We start from the raw sequence: 18,767 nt of genomic DNA, 5'->3' as shown, positions 1-18,767 counted from the left end.
ATCTGTCTTTATTAATTTGTCTCGACGCCTTCCCGTGCGTCTGACCCGGGCTCCGCCGGCGGCCCGGCTCGCCGCAGCGCCACCGCCAGGGCCAGGTACGGAAGAGCGAACAACGCGAAGATGGTGCCATGCCCGGCGACCGTCGATGCGAGGGCGTAACCGCCGTACACACCGATCGTGACGAGTTCGGTGCCGAGCCCCGCCAGCGAGGTCATCGTGGCCCGCGCCGATCCACCGATGCTCTCCTGAAGGCGTACGTCCGCCACCAGGCTCGCCATCTGCAACACGCAGAACGCCGCCGCCACCAGTACGAAGCCGGCCGGTCGGTTGGTCAGCGCGCCCAGGGCCAGGGCGAGCGGAGCCGCTCCGACCGTCACCGCGAACCGTCCCGCCGGCAGGCGCTGCCCGATCGGGGTCAGCAGGCCACCCAGCATGACCCCGAGCCAGACCAGCAGCACCAGCAGCGGCACGCCGGAGGCCGGTGCGACCGCGCCGGCCAACAGCGGGACGTACTCCTCCAGCGCCCCCCAGATGCCCAGCATCGCCGGCAGGAGCAGCAGTGCCCGCCGTACTCCCGGATTCTGTCGGGCCTCGGCGAGCGCGGAGCGCAGGATCGCGAGGTAACCGGGCGATCCGGGATTCGCGGTCTTCCCGCCCGGCCCGCCGACCGGCACCGGTGCCCGGTGCTCCGGCAGCGTCAGGCCCACGACCGCACAGAGCAGGCTGGCGAGCACGCTGGCGGCCCCCACCGCGACGTAGCCGCCGGCCGCGAAGACCGGCCCGGCGACCGCGATCGCCAGCAGGGCGGCGAGCAGGCCGATGGTGCTGGCCCGGCCGATGACCCGCCCGTACCGGTCGGCCACGCCGAGCCGGTCGAGCTCGTCGAAGAGCAGCGCCTCGGCGGCACCGGACTGCAGCGCGCCCCGGGCGCCCCAGAGCACGAAGCCGAGCGCGAACGCCCAGTATGACGGAGCCACCACCCAGAGCCCGAAGCCGACGGCGCCGAGCAGCGGGGCTCCGGCGAGCAGCAGCCGCCGTGACACGGCATCGGCCCAGACCCCGGAGGGGACTTCGAGCACGATGCCGGTCAGCGACCAGATCACGAAGAGCGAGGAGATCTGGGCGACCGAGAGCCCGGTGTCGGTGAAGAGCAGGGCGTAGACCGGGTAGAGCAGGACGAACTCGTCCAGGAACGCGTACAGGTAGAAGCTGACGGTCAATCGCCGCGCAGAGGTTGTCGGCGCGGCGGACGGGGCGACGGGCATGAGACCTTCCCACGGGGACGATTCGGACTCTCGGATCGGGTCACGAACGCCCCTCGGCGGGCCCCGGCAGCGCGGGCCGGGCCGGCCTCCGGTGGGAAGTTAATGTCGCTGCGTCATGCGGCTGAGTGTAGCGGCGGGCGGCCACGACCGCGCCCGGCCGGTGCGGCTGGGCAATGATCACGACAGGCCACAGGGCAATGATCACGACAGGGCCGCAGGGCAATGATCACGACATCATCCACCGGTTCGGCCCGATTTCGGCGGTCGGACGCTGTACCGGCCGTTTTCCGGCTGCCTGCGTCGCCTCCCGGCGCCGGGCCCGAAAGTGTGCCGGATCTGGATTGGTGATCAGGGCTGAGCGGGAATACCAGGAGACGAAGGAGGAGTCATGTCGCCCATAGAAGTCATCCTCATCGTCCTTGTGGTCCTCGCCGTCGCCGCAGCCGTCCCCGCCATCTGGGTGGCAAGCCGCCGCCGCGCGCTGCGCAACAGGTTCGGGCCGGAGTACGACCGGGTGGTCGCCGAAGAGCAGAGCCGGTCGGCCGCCGAACGCGAACTCCGGGAGCGCGAACGCCGGCACGCCGACCTCGCCCTCACCCCGCTCTCCGCCGACTCCCGCCGCCAGTACGCGGCCGACTGGGAGGAGATCCAGGCCCGGTTCGTCGACTCGCCCGCCGAGGCGGTGGGTGCGGCGGACGAACTGGTCACCCGGCTGATCGCCGAACGTGGATATCCGGTCGGGGAGTACGACGACCAGCTCTCCCACCTTTCCGTCGAGCACTCCCGCACCCTGGGCCACTACCGGGACGCCCACGAGATCCATCTGCGCAACGAGCGCGGCGAGGCCAGCACCGAGCAGCTTCGCCAGGCCGTCGTGCACTATCGGGAACTCTTCGCCGACCTGCTCGGCGAGGACCCCGTACAGCAGCCGTCGGACGAGGCCGGTGTCGAGTCCCGTCCGGACACCACGCACGACGTACCGAGCCGGTGAGGAGGAACGCCGTCATGCGCCAGAAGGAAGAGCAGACCACCGAGAACGGCCCCGACCTGATCCGCTCCGAGCCGGTGCCCGTGACCGGTCCGGGCGAGGTCGGTGCCGGCCCCACCGACGAGGGCCGGCACCGGCCGGAGTATCCGGAGGGCACCGGCGACCAGGGCCCGGACGCCCTGGACGAGCGGGGCTCCTACGACAGCGACCTCGCCACCAGCGGGGCGGGACCGGCCTGGCCGACCGATCCGGCCGCGGCGGCACGCGCCAGGGACGACCGGCAGGGCGAGGGCCGCTCGGGTGAGGAACGGACCGAGGACGCCGCGCTCGACGACGACGCGCTTCCCGAGCGCTCGCCCGGGGACCGCGGCACGGCGGGGCCGGCCGACGCCGACGCCGACAGGCACGCCGGAGCCGACGCCGACGCCGACGCCGACGAGGTTGACACCGGGAAGGTCCGCGACGACGAGCCGGAGTTTCACGAGCCGGCCCCGGTACCCACCAGCTTCGGTGCGCCCACGGTCGGCGGTGCGGTGGCGGCGGCGGCGATGGCCGGCAGCCACCGCGATCCCCGCAACGACGACACCGTACGCAGCGGTGACGGGCCGGCCGAGGACCGGATCGACGGTGCCGGCGACGAGCCCGCCGGCAGTGCCACGCGGCCGTCCGGGGGTGCCGGCGCCGAGCCGGTCGACGGCGTCGCGCAGCCGGACGTGCCGGACCGGAGTCTCGGTGCGGCCGACGCCACCACCGCCACCCGGCCCGACGTCCGGCACGACGCCGAGGGCGAGGGCGACCAGCCGGTCGACCCGCTCGGCCGGGCCGAGCCGGCGCAGACGGTGGCGGTCGGGGTGGCGCACCCGCCGACCCCCAACGTGCTCAGCGCGGGCAACCCCGACGTGCTGACCAACGCCGACCGCGACCCGGACGGCCGCGACCCGGACGGCCGCGTGGACGGCGGGCTGCGCCCCGGCACGGCACCGCAGGCCGAACCGATCGTCGGGCTCCTGGACGAGCAGGCGGTACAGGGCTTCCGGGACCGTTGGCGGGAGGTGCAGCTGCGCTTCGTCGACGACCCGCCGGGCGCCACCGCCGACGCGCACCGCGTGGTCGAGGAGACCGTCGAGGCCGTCACCGCCGCCCTGAGCCGCCAGCGCGACGACATCGGGGACTGGCAGCGCGACGGCACCACCGACACCGAGCAGCTCCGCATGGTGGTACGCCGCCACCGCGACTTCCTGGACCGCCTGCTCGGCCGGTAACCGTCGCGGTGCGACCGAGGGCTCCCGCTACAGCGGTTGAATGGCTGGGGTCTGGCTCGGTCGATCGCCTGTGATCAACCACTATGGACGACCGGTCGGTGTCGATCTATACCTGGGGTGTGAGGTACGCCGATAGTGGTGGCCTGTCCGCTGCCGGACGGGCCAAGCGGGAGCAGGTACGGATGCAGGCCGCGCGGATGTTCGCCGTCGATGTGCCGGCGGCGCAGGTCGCGGCCCGGCTACGGGTGTCGACGAAGTCGATCTACCAGTGGCGACGCCGCTGGCGTGCGGGTGGGATGACCGCCCTGGCCTCGACCGGCCCGGGTGGAAACGTCTCCCGGCTCTCACCGGACCAGCTACTGCGGCTACGAGCGGAGTTGGACCTCGGCCCGGCCGCACACGGCTGGATCGAGGACCAACGCTGGACCCTGGCCCGGGTCGCCACCCTGATCGGCCGACTGTTCCACGTCTCCTACACCCTGCGCGGCGTGTCCTACCTGCTGCACCGCATGGGCTACACCCCTCAGGTACCCACACACCGAGCCGTCCAGCGCGATGAGGACGCGATCGCCGACTGGCGGGCCACGACCTGGGCCAAGGTACGAGGCTAGCGGCGGCGACCAGGGCGTGGATCGTCTTCGAAGACGAGGCCGGACAGACCCTGCGCCCGTCCAGGGCCCGAACCTGGGCCCGCACGGGCCACACACCCACCGTGCGGGTATCGGGCAAGGGCTCAGGCCGAATCTCGATCGCCGGACTGATCGCCTACAAACCCGGCCAGCGCGGCCACGTCTTCTACCGCCTGCGCGTCCACCGCAACCGTACCGGCGAGCGCCGCAGCCTGTCCGAGGACGACTACGCCACCCTGATCACCGCCGCGCACCACCGGCTCCACGCCCCGATCATCCTGATCTGGGACGGAGTCAACACCCACACCAGCACCGCGATGCGCCAGCTCATCGCCGCCCGCCACCGGTGGCTGACCGTGGTCCAACTACCCGCGTACGCACCCGACCTCAACCCCGTCGAGGGCCTGTGGTCAACGATGAAGTCCAGCCTCGGCAACCTCGCCGTCGACGGCGTGGACCACCTCGCCGCGATCATCCGCAACCGACTCAAACGCATCCAGTACCGACCCGACCTGATCCCCGGCTTCCTCACCCAGACCGGACTCAGCCTGGAACCGGAACCACCATGACCGAAACAGACCCCAGACTTTCAACCGCTGTATCGCCTCCTGGCGTGGCGGGAGCCCTTCCTGCACCCCGTCGACGGCTCAGGGCTCGCCACACGCTTCAGGCGTGAATTCTCCTCACCTCGGGTAGTAGGCCCCTCGCCTCCGGCGGTCGCTGCCACCGGGCGGCAGCCGGATCGAGCATGTGAACGAGGTGGCGGTGTGGACGGCGGCCTGCGGCTGGACATGAACGCGCTGGACTATCTGATCCTGGTGCTCTATTTCGGCACCGTCCTCGGCGTCGGCTTCGCGGCCCGGCGGGCAATCCGGACCAGCGTCGACTTCTTCCTCTCCGGCCGGTCGCTGCCGGCCTGGGTGACCGGGCTCGCCTTCGTCTCCGCGAACCTCGGTGCGCTGGAAATCATCGGGATGGCCGCCAACGGCGCCCAGTACGGCCTGATGACCCTGCACTACTACTGGATCGGCGCCGTGCCGGCGATGGTCTTCCTGGGCATCGTGATGATGCCCTTCTACTACGGTTCCAAGGTACGCAGCGTGCCCGAGTACCTCCGGCTGCGGTTCAACCGCCCCGCCCACCTGCTCAACGCGCTCAGCTTCGCGGTCGCGCAGGTGCTGATCGCGGGCGTCAACCTCTACGCGCTCGCCCTGATCATGCAGGCGCTGCTCGGCTGGCCGCTCTGGGTCTCCATCGTGGTCGGTGCGCTGATCGTGCTGGTGTACATCACGATCGGCGGTCTCTCCTCGGCGATCTACAACGAGGTGCTCCAGTTCTTCGTCATCCTCGCCGGCCTGATCCCGATCACCGTCATCGGGCTGGTCAAGGTCGGCGGGGTGGACGGGCTCTGGGACGCGGTCCGCGGCTCGGACCTCGGCGAGGCCGGGCTGCACACCTGGTCGGGCACGGGCAGCGCCGAGAACCCGCTGGGTGCGAGCTGGATCGGCATCGTCTTCGGACTCGGCTTCGTGCTCTCCTTCGGCTACTGGACCACCAACTTCGCCGAGGTACAGCGGGCGATCTCGGCGAAGGACATGAGCGCCGCCCGGCGTACGCCGATCATCGCCGCGTACCCGAAGATGTTCATCCCGCTGGTCACGGTCATCCCCGGCCTCGTCGCGGTGGTTACCGTCACCGGCCTGGGCGCCGAGACCGGTGACCTGACCTACAACAACGCGATCCCGCTGCTGATGCGCGACCTGCTGCCGACCGGGGTGCTCGGGGTGGCGGTGACCGGCCTGCTCGCCTCCTTCATGGCCGGCATGGCGGCCAACGTCAGTGGCTTCAACACCGTCTTCACCTACGACATCTGGCAGGCGTACGTGCGGCGGGACCGGTCGGACGGCTACTACCTGCGGGTCGGCCGGCTCGCCACCGTCGTCGGGGTGCTGGTCGGAATCGGCACCGCGTTCATCGCCGCCGGGTTCAACAACATCATGAACTACATTCAGATGCTCTTCTCGGTCTTCAACGCGCCCCTCTTCGCGACCTTCATCATCGGCATGTTCTGGAAGCGGATGACAGCCTGGGCCGGATTCTGGTCGCTGCTGGTCGGCACCCTCGGCGCGCTCGCCACCTATCTGCTCTACGCGGCCGGGGTGCTGCCGTTCGACTCCGACCTGGAGGAGAGCTTCTGGGGTGCAGGCGTCGCCTTCGTCCTGGTCGTGGTCGTCACGGCGATCATCACGCCGCTGACGGCCGGTAAGCCGGAGGGCGAGTTGCGTGGCCTGGTCTACGGGGTGGGGCGCGCCGACCCCGGGGGCGAGGTGCTGGCCGGAGACGCCCGTTGGTACCGCTCGCCGCTGCTGCTCGGCGGGATCGCGCTGGCCATATCCGCACTGCTCTACCTGCCGGTGCTGTGACGGCCGGCAGGACAGCGAGAAGGGACGAGGCGATGGAAGACCAGAACGGGCCACCGACGGAGACACCGGTGGACGAGGCCGACCAGGAGCGCCGCTCGGCCGCCGCCCGGCTGTTCGACATCCGCCGGGTGATCGGCGGGCTCTTCGTCGTGTACGGCGTGATCGTCGGCGTGACCGGCATCTTCGACGGCCCGGCGGCGGTGGAGAAGGCCCAGGGTATCCGGATCAACCTCTGGGCCGGTCTGGCCATGCTCGGTGTCGGCTTCGGGTTCCTGCTCTGGCAGTGGCTGCGCCCGGTCGACCGCGACGGCTGAGTTCGCGGCAGCGCGATCGACTCCCGGCACCGCACGCCGGTTGCCGACCGCAGTCGGCTGCCGGAGCACGGGTGTTCCGGCGCGACCGGCAGGTAGGCGGATGCGCAGGCATGGTGCCGGTCATCCGGGGTAGTCGATCCGGAAGACCGGTCAGCCGCACGCCGCATCCGGACAGGAGGGCAGCACGATGACGGAGCGCGATCCGATGCCGAACCGGCCGCTGGAGGAGAGTCCCGAGGTGGCAGCGGCGGTCGAGGACGAGACCGCCGTACCGCAGTTGGCCTCCGACGGCGGACGAGGCGCCGACAATCCGGACTTCGTGGACGTCGAGGATGTTCCCGGCGATTTTCCGGCTACCGACGACCTGCTCGGCGACCCGCACGGGCAGGGGGCGGGCAGTGCCGGCGACGCCCGTACCGGCGCCGAACAGCCGTGGGATCCGGAGGACGTGGCGGCCGCACAGGGCCGGGACCCGACACCGGACAACGTCGGGCGGGCCCGCGACGAACTGGACCGGGAGGGCACCGCCGCCACGGTGGAGAAGACGGTGCCCTGACCGGCTGCCCCGCACCTATTCGGCCACATGCGACGGTCCCCGGGCCCGCGCGTCGCCGCGCCGACCCGGGGACCGCCCGGACGGTACTGACTTCGTCGTGCTACCCCAGTTGGTGCCGTCGGATCAGAGCGCCGGGTAGGCGTTCTGCATCAGCTGGGTGAGCTGTGCCGGGAACCAGGCACCGGAGATCGGGGCGCCGGAGAGCGCACCGGTCATGTTGTTGTTGTTACGCGGGTTGCCACCGTAGGTCGGGTCGCACATCCGGTCGAAGCCCTTGCCCTCGTCGTTGTCGATCTGGGTGCTGGAGCCGTCCGACTCGCCCGGGGGCTTGATCCAGACGTACGCGTCGATCCCGGTCGCCGGGTTGGCCCGCGGCCGCTCGCCGAGGCCGGCACCGCTCTGGTTGCACCAGTTGCCGAGGTGGATCCGGCGGTCGATCCGGGAGCCGTCGACCTGCTGGTCCACGGTGCCGCTGGTGACCGGGCCGGTGGGCCGAGCCGAGCCACCCCAACCGTTACGCGAGGTGTCGATCAGCATACCGATGTTGCGGTCGAAGCCCTGCGAGACCAGTTCGGTGCGGAGTGCCTGGGCGAAGCGCTGCTCGTCCACGTACCGGTTGTAGTCGATCCACTTGGAGAGCCGGTTCTGCTCGGTCACGTTCAGGTAGGGCTCGAGCGTGGCCGAGTAGTTGGCGGTGTTGGCGATGAAGCCGTGCACGTTGGCCGTGGTGCTGCCCTCGGCCCGGGCGGCCTCGGCAAAGATCTGTGCGGAGGCCCGGAAGTTGTCGTCCCAACCGATCCAGCCGTGGTGGCCGGCGTCGATGTAGTTGTAGACGTTCGGGACCGCACCGAGCTTGGCCAGGGCGTAGCCGACACCCTTGACGTAGTTGCCGTTGGCCTTCATCGTGTCGCACTGCGCCGTCGCGGTCTCCCGCGGCGCCACGTTGGTCACCAGGTTCGGCAGCGAGTCGATCTCGATGATCGCGATGATCCGCAGGTTCCGGTACTTCGAGTCTCCCATGATCGCCGCGATCGGGTCGATGTACTCGGTCTTGTACCTGGGCAGTGCGTCCGCCGGAAGCTCACCGTTCGAGGCAAGCGCCGCGCAGTCCCGGCCGGGCAGGTTGTAGATGACGATCTGGATGTAGCCGGCGTTCTGCGCCAGCGCCTCGTCCAGGTGCGCCCGCAGGCCCATCGGGCCGTTGGAGCTGCTGTCCGGGGTGCCGTTGATCGCCGCGATCCGGTCGAGCCAGACGCCGGTCGGGTTGCTCGAGATCCGGCTGCCGCCGGAGACGCTCTCCGCCTTGGCCTTCCACTCCGGGTTCACGTAACCCCGGGCGCCCGCGTACGGGTTGTCGACCCGCTGGCCCGGGTTGCCGGTCGGCGGGTTCGTCGGGTTGCCGGTCGGCGGGTTCGTCGGCGGGTTCGTCGGCGGGTTCGTCGGCGGGTTCGTCGGCGCGGTGCCGTTGCAGGTCGTCCCGTTGACGCTGAAGGACGTCGGCGCCGGGTTGCTGCCGCTCCAGGAGCCGTTGAACCCGATGCCGGTGGAGGCGCCGGTGGCCAGGTTGCCGTTCCAGGACAGGTTCGTCGCGGTCACCTGGCTGCCGGACTGGGTCCAGTTCGCCGACCAGCCCTGGGTCACCCGCTGGCCGCTGTCGGGGAAGGTGAAGCGGAGGGTCCAGCCGTTGATCGCGTCACCGACGTTCCGGATCGTGATGCTGGCGCTGAAGCCACCCTGCCACTGGTTGGCGGTGTAGGTGACACTGCACCCGGGGGCCGCCTGCGCCATCGACGCCGGGATGGTGACCAGACCGGCGGCGACCAAAGCGCTGGCGCCTGCCACCGCGACGGCCTTCTGCCGGACGGACAGTCTACTCCGTAAATTCATGCCACTGATCTCCTTGGGCCAGCCGGTCACGACAGGCGGAACCGGCGCGGCGGTCACGGACGTCACGTCAGGTGGGGTACTCCGTGGACGCCATGGGGGATTGCAAGTTGCCCGACCCGGACGGGCGCATGTGGTGGTGGTGCCGGCCGCGGCTGGCGGCCGTGGTGACGCCGTCCGGTGAACCGGCTGCCCTCGGCGTCTCTGCTGCGCGGTGTGGCTCCCCCAGCACAGTGGATGAATTCTTGCATGGGAGCGCTTCCACCACAACACCCCGACACTGATGGATGACGATTCCCTGCTCGTCCGGACCTGCCGCGCTCACCTCTGCCGACCTGGGACGGCGGGCCCGGACGGACACAGTGGAGGCATCCCGGACGAGGGCTGCCCCCCACTCTCGCCCCCCGGGACCGGGCCGTCAACCGCACGAAGAGGGCCGGGCGATTCCGGCAGACCGGCTGCAGTCCCCCGGATCAGGTGATCGGCGCCAATCGCGGCGAATCGCGCCTGCTCCGGCCAGCCGGCGCAGCCGGTGCGAGCCGGCCGGTACGCCGCCAGAGGCCCCAGGTAGCACGGGCAGTCCGCGTCCGGGGCTAATCGGGGAAATGTGACGAAAATAAGATGAAAACTCACAAACTCGCTACTCTCAGTCATGGCTCGTCTGCCGGCGAGTTGAGGCAAGACGGAAGGATGACGGAAGTCATGTCCAAGAAGTTCCTCGGCAAGGTGATCGCCGCAGCCGCGTTCGGTGGCGCGTCGCTACTCGTCTTCACCCCCTCGGCGGCGCTCGCGGACGGCGGGTACCCCCCGGAGGGGCAGCGGTCCGGCCACGCGGGCCGGATCTTCACGAAACCGCACGTCGTAAAGGCCGGAGACAAGATCGAAGTTGTCGAGGTCTGTCCCGAGGCACAGCAGCACGCGTGGTTGTGGTCGCGGGTCACCGGAAAGGTGGACCTGACACCCGAGCACCGCGACGGCCACCCGGCCGGCGGGGGGTCCGGGGAGAGCGGGGACGGTCGGGAAGGCGGCGGAGAGACGGCGGCGACCGAGAGGCCCTCGAACTCCGGCGACTACGGGGAGTACAAGGGCGAGGACGACAAGCAGGAAACACCCTCGCCGCCCGGCCCGTCTGCCGGTGCCGTCCCGGCGCCGTCCCCGTCGGCGAGCGGCCGGCCCGGTGCCGATCACCGGGCAGCCGGCCCGGACGGCTGGACCGGCGGCGGGCGGACCGGCTTCGAGTACGGGACCACGGTCACCGTCCCACGGGACGCCGAGCCGGGGTCGTACGAGCTCAAGGGCTCCTGTGGCGAGGGCGAGCTGGTCGTCGCGCCGAAGGGCTGGGTCGACGGCGGTGCCGGCGGCACGCCCTCCGGTAGCGGCGACAACCTCGCCGTCGCGGGCACCGGGATGCTCGGGTTGGCCGCGCTCGGCGGACTGGCGTTGCTGCGCCGGCGCCGTACCGATGAGTCGCCCAACTGAGGCGACGGCGGGCCGTGCCGGCGGCGCCCCCGGGAGACCGTGGCGCACCGCCGGCACCGCCCTCGTTGCGGCGCTGGCCCTGGTCGGCGCCGGTCTGATCGGTGTTGCGGTCGCCGCGCCGGATCCGGTCGCTCCGCCCGCGCCGGGCGCTGGTGCCGCACCGGACAATCCTGACCGGCTCTCCGGCGACCGTCCGGTGGGCGGCCCCGGGGACGCCTCTGCGCCCCCCGGACCGGAGCTCACCGGCGGTACCGGCCTGGCCAGGTCGGAACCGGTGATGATCAGAATTCCGAAGATCGGCGTGGTCGCGACCATCCTGCCGCTCGGGCTCACCCCGGACGGCATGGTGCAGGTGCCGCCACTGACCAGGGCGGAACTGGCCGGCTGGTATCAACTGGGCCCGACTCCCGGCGAACCCGGCAACTCCGTGATCGTCGGGCACGTCGACTCCCGGGAGGTCGGGCCGGCGGTCTTCTTCCGGCTCGGTGCCCTGCTGCCCGGGGACGGCGTGGAGGTGATCCGGCGGGACGGCAGCCTGGCCAGCTTCGTGGTGGAGGGCGTGAAGTCGTACCCGAAGAGCGCCTTCCCCACCGAACTCGTCTACGGCCCGAGCGAGACCCCGGGGCTCCGCCTGGTGACCTGCGGCGGAGACTTCGACGAGCGGACCGGCTCCTATCCGGACAACGTCATCGCCTTCGCGAGGCTCGCCAGGTAGGCGGCTCTCACCCGACTCCGCCCACGACGGCGCCCGGGGCATCCCGGGCCCGCAGGGGACAGCGCCCGACGCTGTCCCCTGCTCTGGTACGCCGATCCGGACACGCTCGGAGCCAATATCCTTTACCACCCAGAGGTGAGCTTTCCGGGGAATTACTCGTAATCACGACATCAGCTCACAAAGTGGTTAGCGTCGTTCCTGGCTCGACTGGCCGTCGAGCAACCAAAACGGGGAAGGAAGTGACTACGAGTCATGGGTAACAAGCTGCTGGGCAAGGTGATGGCCGGCGCCGGCCTGGGCGCCGCAGCCCTACTGATCTGCGCACCCGGGACCGCCCTCGCCGACGGTGGCCCGTACGACGGGGAGGAGGGCGGACACATCTACACCGTGCCCAAAGGGGTGAAGGCAGGGCACAAATTCAAGATCATCCTGAAGTGTGACCGTCCCGTGGAGAAGCCCTGGGTTTCGTCGAAGGTCACCGGCAAGATCTGGCTCAAGCCTCTGGAGGACGGGGTCCGGGTGCCCGACGACGTCCAGCCGCCGGAGCCGCCGAACGGCGGACAGCCACCGCTGCCGCCCAACGGCGGACAGCCACCGCTCCCGCCCAACGGCGGACAGCCACCGCTGCCACCGAACGGCGGACAGCCACCGCTCCCGCCCAACGGCGGACAGCCACCGCTGCCACCGGACGACGGACAGCCGCCGCTGCCCGACGGGGCGCAGCCCGCGGCGCCGGACGGCGCCGACGAGGGTGCCGGTGCGCAGCCGGAGGGCGGCCAGGGCGGCCAGGCCGCGTACGGCGACGAGGCCACCTACTGGGGCTGGGCCAAGGTGTCGTACAAGACCAAGCCCGGTCACTACTCCGCCTGGGGTGCCTGCGACGGCAAGGGCAAGATCATCGTGCTGCCCAAGGGCTGGGTGAACGGCGGTGACGGTGGCGCCAGCACCGACCAGAGTCGGGTAGCCGCTGGTGCGGGTCTGCTGGGAGCGGCCGCGCTCGGTGGCTTCCTGATGATCCGGCGGCGTCGTACCGATGGCTCACTCGCCTGACGTGCCGACCAGGCGCGCCGGCGGCCGGCACGGGCGACCGTGGCGTGCCGCCGGCGTCACCCTGGTCGCCCTCCTCGCGCTCAGCGGGACCGCGCTGCTCACCGCCGGGCTGAACCCGGCACCGGCGCAACCGCCGCAGCCCGCCCTGACCGAGGCCGGCGAGGCGTCGGCGCAGCCAGCGCCCGGCCCGGAAACGGCCATTCCGACCCCGACGACGACCCCTGGCACCGCCTCCGGCCCGCTTCCCGGGTTGCCCGCACCGCCCCCGGCGGTGGCACTACCCCGCTCCGAGCCGGTCCGGATCACCATCCCGAAGATCAAGGTGAACGCGAAGATCATCCCTCTCGGGGTGGAGGATGACGGCACCGTGCAGGTGCCGTCGCTGAAGGAGGCCCGGCTCGCCGGCTGGTACAAGGGTGGCGCCAGCCCCGGCGAGATCGGCAACGCGGTCGTGGTCGGGCACGTCGACTCGGCCGCGATCGGGCCGGCGGTCTTCTTCCGGCTCGGCTCGCTGAAGCGCGGCGACCGGATCGAGGTGACCCGCAAGGACGGCAAGGTCGCCCGCTTCACGGTGGACGCCGTCACGTCGTATCCGAAGACGGACTTTCCGTCCGAACTGGTCTACGGGGACGCGGAGACCGCCCAGCTCCAGGTGGTGACCTGTGGCGGCACCTTCGACCGCAAGAAGGGCAGCTATCCACACAACATCGTCGTCTCCGCGACCCGGCTCCGCTGATTGCGACCGCGCGTACCGGGCCGGCCGCCTGCCGGCCCGGTACGACCAGGTCCAGCGGGCGGATCAGGAGGCGGCCGAGGTCCGCACCAGGGTACGGATCTGCCGTAGCAGCACCGACAGCGCGGAGAGATCGGCCCGGGACTCGTCGAACTCGCCCATCGCCCTACGGGTACGGCCCACCGAGATCGAGTTCGACTCCTCCCACTCCCGCACCCGCTCGGCCGGCGGAAGCTCGCCCGAGGTCGCGCCGAGCACCTCGGCGGTGAGCGCGGCCAGCGCCGCGTAGAGGTCGTAGCGCAGGGCCATCCGGGCCAGCGTCTGCCAGCGGTCCTCCCGGGGCAGCAGCGAGATCTTCGACAGCAGCGAGTCGACCCGGAACCGGTCGGAGAGAACGAAGTAGACCGCCGCCACCTCGCCCACCTCCCGGCCGGTCGCCGTGGCGGTCTCCACGACGTCGAGCAGGCCGAAGCTGTACATCAGCCGGGTGGAGCGCTCGGCCAGCTCCCGGGGCAGCCCGCGCCGCACGCACATGTCGACGTGTGCCTCCAGCGCCGCCCGCTCGCCGCCGCAGAAAAGCCTGTCCAGCAGGGGCAGGAGCCGGGACACCCCGTCGTGCAGCCGGGAGATCTCGGCCGGCACGTCCATCGGCGAGCGCCGGTTGGTCACCAGCCACCGCACCGCACGGTCGAGCAGTCGGCGGGTGTCGAGGTAGACGGCGGTCTGCACATCGGTCGGCACCTTGTTGTCCAGTGCCTCGATGTCGGCCCAGACCTGCCGCAGCCCGAAGACCTCGCGGACCACCACGTACGCCCGGATCACGTCGGCGGGCGTCGCGCCGGTCTCCTCCACCACCCGGTAGATGAAGGAGATGCCGCCCCGGTTCACCGCCTCGTTGACCAGCACGGTGGTGACGATGTCCCGGTGCAGCCGGTGCTCGGGCATCCGGCCGGCGTACCGCTCGCGCAGCGGGGACGGGAAGTAGCCGGAGAGCACCTGGAAGGTCCACTCCTCGTCCGGCAACGTGTCGGCCAGGATCTCCCGCTCCAGCACGATCTTGACGTACGCGAGCAGCACCGCGAACTCCGGCGCGGTCAGTCCGGTGTCGCCGCGGGCCGCCAGCTCCTCGTCCGGCGGCAGCGCCTCCAGCTCCCGGTTGAGGTGACCGGCGCGCTCGAAGTCCGAGATCATCCTGCGGTGCACCGGCAGCAGCGAGGCCGCCTGCGCCTGCGCGTTGCCGATCGCCCGCGCCTGGTCGTAGTTGTCCCGGAGCACCAGCTCGGCGACCTCGTCGGTCATCTCGGCCAGCAGCGCGTCCCGGTCGGGACCGCTCAGCTCGCCGTCGGCGACCGCCGCGCCGAGCAGGATCTTGATGTTCACCTCGTGGTCCGAGGTGTCCACCCCGGCCGCGTTGTCGATGAAGTCGGTGAAGATCCGGCCGCCGGCCAGCGCGTACTCGATCCGGCCGACCTGGGTGCAGCCCAGGTTGCCGCCCTCGCCGACCACCCGGCAACGCAGGTCCTTGCCGTCCACCCGGATCGCGTCGTTGGACTTGTCCCCGACCTCGGCGTTCGACTCCGACGACGCCTTGACGTAGGTGCCGATGCCGCCGTTCCAGAAGAGGTCGACCGGAGCGCAGAGGATCGCCTTCATCAGCTCCTGGGGCGACATCGACTCGACGTCGCCGAGGTCGAGCACCGCCCGGACCTGCGGGCTGATCGGGATCGACTTCGCGGTACGCGGATAGATCCCGCCGCCCTCGCTGATCAACTCTGCGTTGTACTCCTCCCAGGAGGAGCGCGGCGTGTCGAAGAGGCGGCGGCGCTCCGCGTAGGAGACGGCCGGGTCCGGATCCGGGTCCAGGAAGATGTGCCGGTGGTCGAAGGCGGCCACCAGCCTGATGTGCTCGGAGAGCAGCATCCCGTTGCCGAAGACGTCCCCGGACATGTCGCCGACGCCGACCACGGTGAAGTCCTGGCTCTGGGTGTCGATCCCCATGTCCCGGAAGTGCCGCTTCACCGACTCCCAGGCACCCCGGGCGGTGATCCCCATCTTCTTGTGGTCGTAGCCGGCCGAGCCGCCGGAGGCGAAGGCGTCGGCCAGCCAGAAGCCCTGCCGCATCGAGATCTCGTTGGCGATGTCGGAGAAGCTGGCGGTGCCCTTGTCCGCCGCCACCACCAGGTACGGGTCGTCGGCGTCGTGCCGGACCACGTCGTGCGGCGGCACGATCTGCCCGCCGACCAGGTTGTCGGTCACGTCCAGCAGGGCCGAGATGAAGCCCTGGTAGCAGGCGACCGCCTCGTCCCGGTCACCCGGCTTCTGCTTGAGCACGAAGCCGCCCTTGGCACCCACCGGCACGATCACGGCGTTCTTCACCATCTGTGCCTTGACCAGGCCGAGCACCTCGGTCCGGAAGTCCTCCCGCCGGTCCGACCAGCGGATGCCACCCCGGGCCACCGGCCCGAACCGCAGGTGCACGCCCTCGAAACGAGGCGAGTAGACGAAGATCTCGTACTTCGGGCGGGGCGCCGGCAGGTCGGGCACGGCCTGCGGGTCGAGCTTGAACGCCACGTACGACTTCGGCCGCCCGTCGGTGCGCCGCTGGTAGAAGCTGGTCCGCAGGGTCGCCTGGATCAGCGTCAGATACGACCGCAGGATGCGGTCCTGGTCCAGGCTGCTCACGTCGTCGAGCTGCTGGTTGATGGAGGTGACCAGTTCCTTGCTCCGCAGGTTGCGCTCTTCGGCGCCCAGCCCGAGCGTCGGGGAGAACCGCACCTCGAAGAGTTCCACAAGCGAGGCGGCGACCTGCGGGTACGCGATGAAGGTCGACTCCATGTAGTCCTGCGAGAAGACCGTGCCGGCCTGGCGCAGATATTTCGCGTACGCCCGCAGCACCACCACCTGCCGCCAGGTCAGGCCGCCGCGCAGCACCAACTCGTTGAAGCCGTCCACCTCCGCCTCGCCCCGCCAGGTGGCGGAGAAGGCGTTCTCCACGTGCGGGCGTACCTCGGTCAGGTCCCGAGCGCCATCCGGCAGCTCCAGGCCGAAGTCGTAGAGGTAGATCCGGCCGTCGATCCGCTCCACCTCGTACGGGTGCTCGTCGATCACCCGAACGCCGAGCGAGTGCAGCACCGGCAGCACGGCGGAGAGCACCATCGGTTCGCCGTACCGGTAGACCTTGAACCGGACGTCCTCCACTGTGGTGGCCGGGGCCGGCCCGCCCGGCCGGGCCGCCTGGTGCTTGCGGAACATGTGCATCTCGAGCTGGCCCGGCTCCTCGAGCAGTTCGAGCTTTGCCAGGTCCTTCATCGCCTCGTACGGGGTGTGCCCGTCCTTGTAGCCCTCGGGGAAGGCGTCGGCGTACCGGGTGAAGAGCTGCTTGGCCTGCTCGTCACCGAGCTTGCGCTCCAGCACCAGCCGGTAGTCGTCGTCCCAGAGTCGGGTCGCGTCGGCGAGCTCCTCGGCCAGCAGGTCCGCGTCCACCTCGCCGGGCGGGTTGGACGGGTCGGTCCGGACGATGAAGTGCACCCGGGCCAGCATCGACTCGGTGACCCGGGTGGTGTAGTCGACGCCGATTCCGTTCAGCTCGCGGAGCAGGATCTCCTGCATCCGCAGCCGGTTCTGCGTGGTGAACCGGTCCCGGGGCAGGTAGATCAGGCAGGAGATGAACCTCCCGTAGCCGTCCCGGCGCAGAAAGACCCGCAGCTGCCGGCGGCCCGCCATCCGGAGCACCCCGACGACGGCGTGGTAGAGGTCGTCGGTCTTGATCTGGAAGAGCTCGTCCCTGGGATAGGTCTCCAGGATCTGCAGCAGGTCCTTGCCGGAGTGGCTGCGCGGGCTCAGCCCGGAGCGGTCCAGCACCTCGGCGACCTTGCGCCGGACCACCGGCAGCTCCCGGACGCTGGTCCGGTACGCCGCAGTGGCGAGCAGGCCGAGGAAGCGCCGCTCCCCCACCACCTCGCCCGCCGAGTTGAAGATCTTGAAGCCGATGTAGTCGAGGTAGGCCGAGCGGTGCACGGTGGCCCGGGAGTTCGCCTTCGTGATGATCAGCAGGCGCTTCTCGGTCACCTTCTGGTGCGCCTCCGGCGTCATCGAGGAGAGCGTGCGGGGCGTGGTGGAGTCCTGGCGCAGGATGCCCAGCCCGCTGCCGAGGATCGCCTCCAGCGCCGGCCCCTGCTCGGTCTCGATCAGCCGGTACTCGCGGTAGCCGAGGAAGGTGAAGTGCTCGTGGGCGAGCCAGCGGAGCAGCTCCACCGAGTCGGTGATGTCCTTTTCCGGCACGGGTGGGCGGTTCTCCGACGTACGGGCGGCGGCCAGCTCGTCGGCGAGGGAGAGTGCCCGCTGGCGCATCTTGGGCCAGTCCTCCACCGCCTCGCGGACGTCGGTGAGCACCCGCTGCAGCTCGGCGCGCAATCGGTTCCGGTCGGCCTCGCCGCGCACCGGGTCGATCTCGATCCGCATCCAGCTCTCGACGATGTCGCCGTCGATCGCGTCGTCCGGCTCGACGTCGGCGGCGACCTCGGTCAACCTGCCGAGCGGCTCGCGGCGGACCACCACGAGCGGGTGTACCAGCATGTGCACGTCGAGGTGGTGCCCGGTCAGCAGCGCGGTGACGGAATCCACCAGAAAGGGCATGTCGTCCGTGACGATCTCGATCACGGTGTGCTGCTGGTCCTCGTCCGGCTCGCGGATCCGCAGCTTCAGCTCACCCGGTACGCGCTGCTGGGCGAGATCCCGGTGTTCCCGGGCCGCGGTCAGCATCTCCTCCGCGGTGAACCCGATCAGCTCCTCGTCCGGGGCGAAGCGCCAGAACCGGTCGACCAGGGTCGCCGCGTCGTGGTCGTCGCCGGCCAGCGCCACCGCCTGGGCGACCAGCCGCTCGGCGTTCGGCACCGGCTCGTCCAGGTCGGCGTCCTCGACGTCGTCGACGAGGGCCTCCGGCGGCAGTCCGAGATCGTAGAGCGTGTCGATGCTGGCCCCCGGCACACCGGTGACGCCGGAGGCGAGTCGAGAGCCCGCCCCGTCGTCGTCGATCGCCGCGTCGTAGCTGTCGTCCCGGCCGGCATCCTCCGGCCGAAGGACGGGTTCCGGTGAGATCGCCGGACGCCGGTCCATCGTGCAACTCCCCTCGACCCACCACGCCGTGGGTCACTCTCCGCCCAGACTAGGCCCTACCGATAAGCCCCTCTGTCGGTGGACCGGCGGCCGGATGTCGGATCCGAGTGATGTCCTTTCCTGCGGTGCGGGCACCCGACACGCCCGCCCCGGAGTACCCACGCACGCTCCGCCATCACCCGATCCGTGCGGCGGACAACCGGTCCGGCACGTGCCAACGGCAGTGATCTCCACCCTGACCAGCACGGAAACCTGAGAACGGCGCCGAAAACCGGGGTGATCCGGCCCGCAGGGGCGCATGCCGGGACAGCAGGCATTCGGTCCCGCGTACTACCGTCAGGCTGCCGCCGGAAC

14 protein-coding genes are annotated in these 18,767 nt (G+C 70.7%); 11 read left to right on the top strand and 3 right to left on the bottom strand.

Annotated features, from left to right (window positions below; genetic code table 11):
• Window positions 1-11 precede the first annotated feature (11 nt).
• Window positions 12-1,265, bottom strand: coding sequence for an MFS transporter (locus ACN28C_RS11540; protein WP_422773485.1), 1,254 nt, complete (start codon window positions 1,263-1,265; stop codon window positions 12-14).
• Window positions 1,266-1,653: 388 nt separating this feature from the next.
• Here ACN28C_RS11540 and ACN28C_RS11535 point away from each other — a divergent pair, with 388 nt between their 5' ends.
• The 7 genes from ACN28C_RS11535 (at window position 1,654) to ACN28C_RS11505 (ending at window position 7,437) form a co-directional block, all read left to right on the top strand.
• Window positions 1,654-2,256, top strand: a complete 603-nt coding sequence (locus ACN28C_RS11535) for a hypothetical protein (protein ID WP_422773484.1) — start codon at window positions 1,654-1,656, stop codon at window positions 2,254-2,256.
• Between the two features lie 14 nt (window positions 2,257-2,270).
• On the top strand, window positions 2,271-3,515 hold the full coding sequence (locus ACN28C_RS11530; protein ID WP_422773483.1) for a hypothetical protein: 1,245 nt from the start codon (window positions 2,271-2,273) through the stop codon (window positions 3,513-3,515).
• 119 nt (window positions 3,516-3,634) lie between these two features.
• On the top strand, window positions 3,635-4,126 hold the full coding sequence (locus tag ACN28C_RS11525) for a winged helix-turn-helix domain-containing protein (protein WP_422768684.1): 492 nt from the start codon (window positions 3,635-3,637) through the stop codon (window positions 4,124-4,126).
• Window positions 4,090-4,713, top strand: a complete 624-nt coding sequence (locus ACN28C_RS11520; protein ID WP_422774625.1) for an IS630 family transposase — start codon at window positions 4,090-4,092, stop codon at window positions 4,711-4,713. Before ACN28C_RS11525 ends, ACN28C_RS11520 begins: the two co-directional genes overlap by 37 nt.
• A 222-nt stretch (window positions 4,714-4,935) precedes the next feature.
• Window positions 4,936-6,567 (top strand): sodium:solute symporter family protein, encoded by a 1,632-nt coding sequence (locus ACN28C_RS11515; RefSeq protein ID WP_422774624.1) that lies wholly within the window; start codon window positions 4,936-4,938, stop codon window positions 6,565-6,567.
• A gap of 32 nt (window positions 6,568-6,599) precedes the next feature.
• Window positions 6,600-6,881 (top strand): hypothetical protein, encoded by a 282-nt coding sequence (locus ACN28C_RS11510; RefSeq protein ID WP_422773482.1) that lies wholly within the window; start codon window positions 6,600-6,602, stop codon window positions 6,879-6,881.
• 187 nt (window positions 6,882-7,068) lie between these two features.
• Window positions 7,069-7,437: a hypothetical protein gene (locus tag ACN28C_RS11505; RefSeq protein ID WP_422773481.1), complete on the top strand. Its 369-nt coding sequence runs from the start codon at window positions 7,069-7,071 to the stop codon at window positions 7,435-7,437.
• A 123-nt stretch (window positions 7,438-7,560) separates the two neighbouring features.
• Here the strand turns inward: ACN28C_RS11505 and ACN28C_RS11500 are convergent, their stop codons facing one another.
• Window positions 7,561-9,324 (bottom strand): glycoside hydrolase family 6 protein, encoded by a 1,764-nt coding sequence (locus ACN28C_RS11500; protein WP_422773480.1) that lies wholly within the window; start codon window positions 9,322-9,324, stop codon window positions 7,561-7,563.
• 699 nt (window positions 9,325-10,023) lie between these two features.
• Here ACN28C_RS11500 and ACN28C_RS11495 point away from each other — a divergent pair.
• From ACN28C_RS11495 to ACN28C_RS11480, 4 genes are all read left to right on the top strand, one after another.
• Window positions 10,024-10,800, top strand: a complete 777-nt coding sequence (locus ACN28C_RS11495; RefSeq protein WP_422773479.1) for a hypothetical protein — start codon at window positions 10,024-10,026, stop codon at window positions 10,798-10,800.
• Window positions 10,784-11,515, top strand: coding sequence for a class F sortase (locus ACN28C_RS11490; RefSeq protein WP_422773478.1), 732 nt, complete (start codon window positions 10,784-10,786; stop codon window positions 11,513-11,515). Before ACN28C_RS11495 ends, ACN28C_RS11490 begins: the two co-directional genes overlap by 17 nt.
• Window positions 11,516-11,767: 252 nt before the next feature.
• Entirely contained in the window at window positions 11,768-12,565 is a 798-nt protein-coding gene (locus ACN28C_RS11485; protein WP_422773477.1) for a hypothetical protein, read from the top strand.
• Window position 12,566: 1 nt separating this feature from the next.
• Entirely contained in the window at window positions 12,567-13,301 is a 735-nt protein-coding gene (locus ACN28C_RS11480; RefSeq protein ID WP_422774623.1) for a class F sortase, read from the top strand.
• A 63-nt stretch (window positions 13,302-13,364) separates the two neighbouring features.
• On the opposite strand, the gene ACN28C_RS11475 is transcribed toward ACN28C_RS11480, so the two are convergent.
• Window positions 13,365-18,413 (bottom strand): NAD-glutamate dehydrogenase, encoded by a 5,049-nt coding sequence (locus tag ACN28C_RS11475; RefSeq protein ID WP_422773476.1) that lies wholly within the window; start codon window positions 18,411-18,413, stop codon window positions 13,365-13,367.
• Between the last annotated feature and the right edge of the window lie 354 nt (window positions 18,414-18,767).

The organism is Plantactinospora sp. WMMC1484 (assembly GCF_049315195.1).
In the GTDB taxonomy this organism is placed as follows: Bacteria; Actinomycetota; Actinomycetes; order Mycobacteriales; family Micromonosporaceae; genus Plantactinospora.
This window is presented reverse-complemented; position numbering and strand designations above follow the sequence as displayed.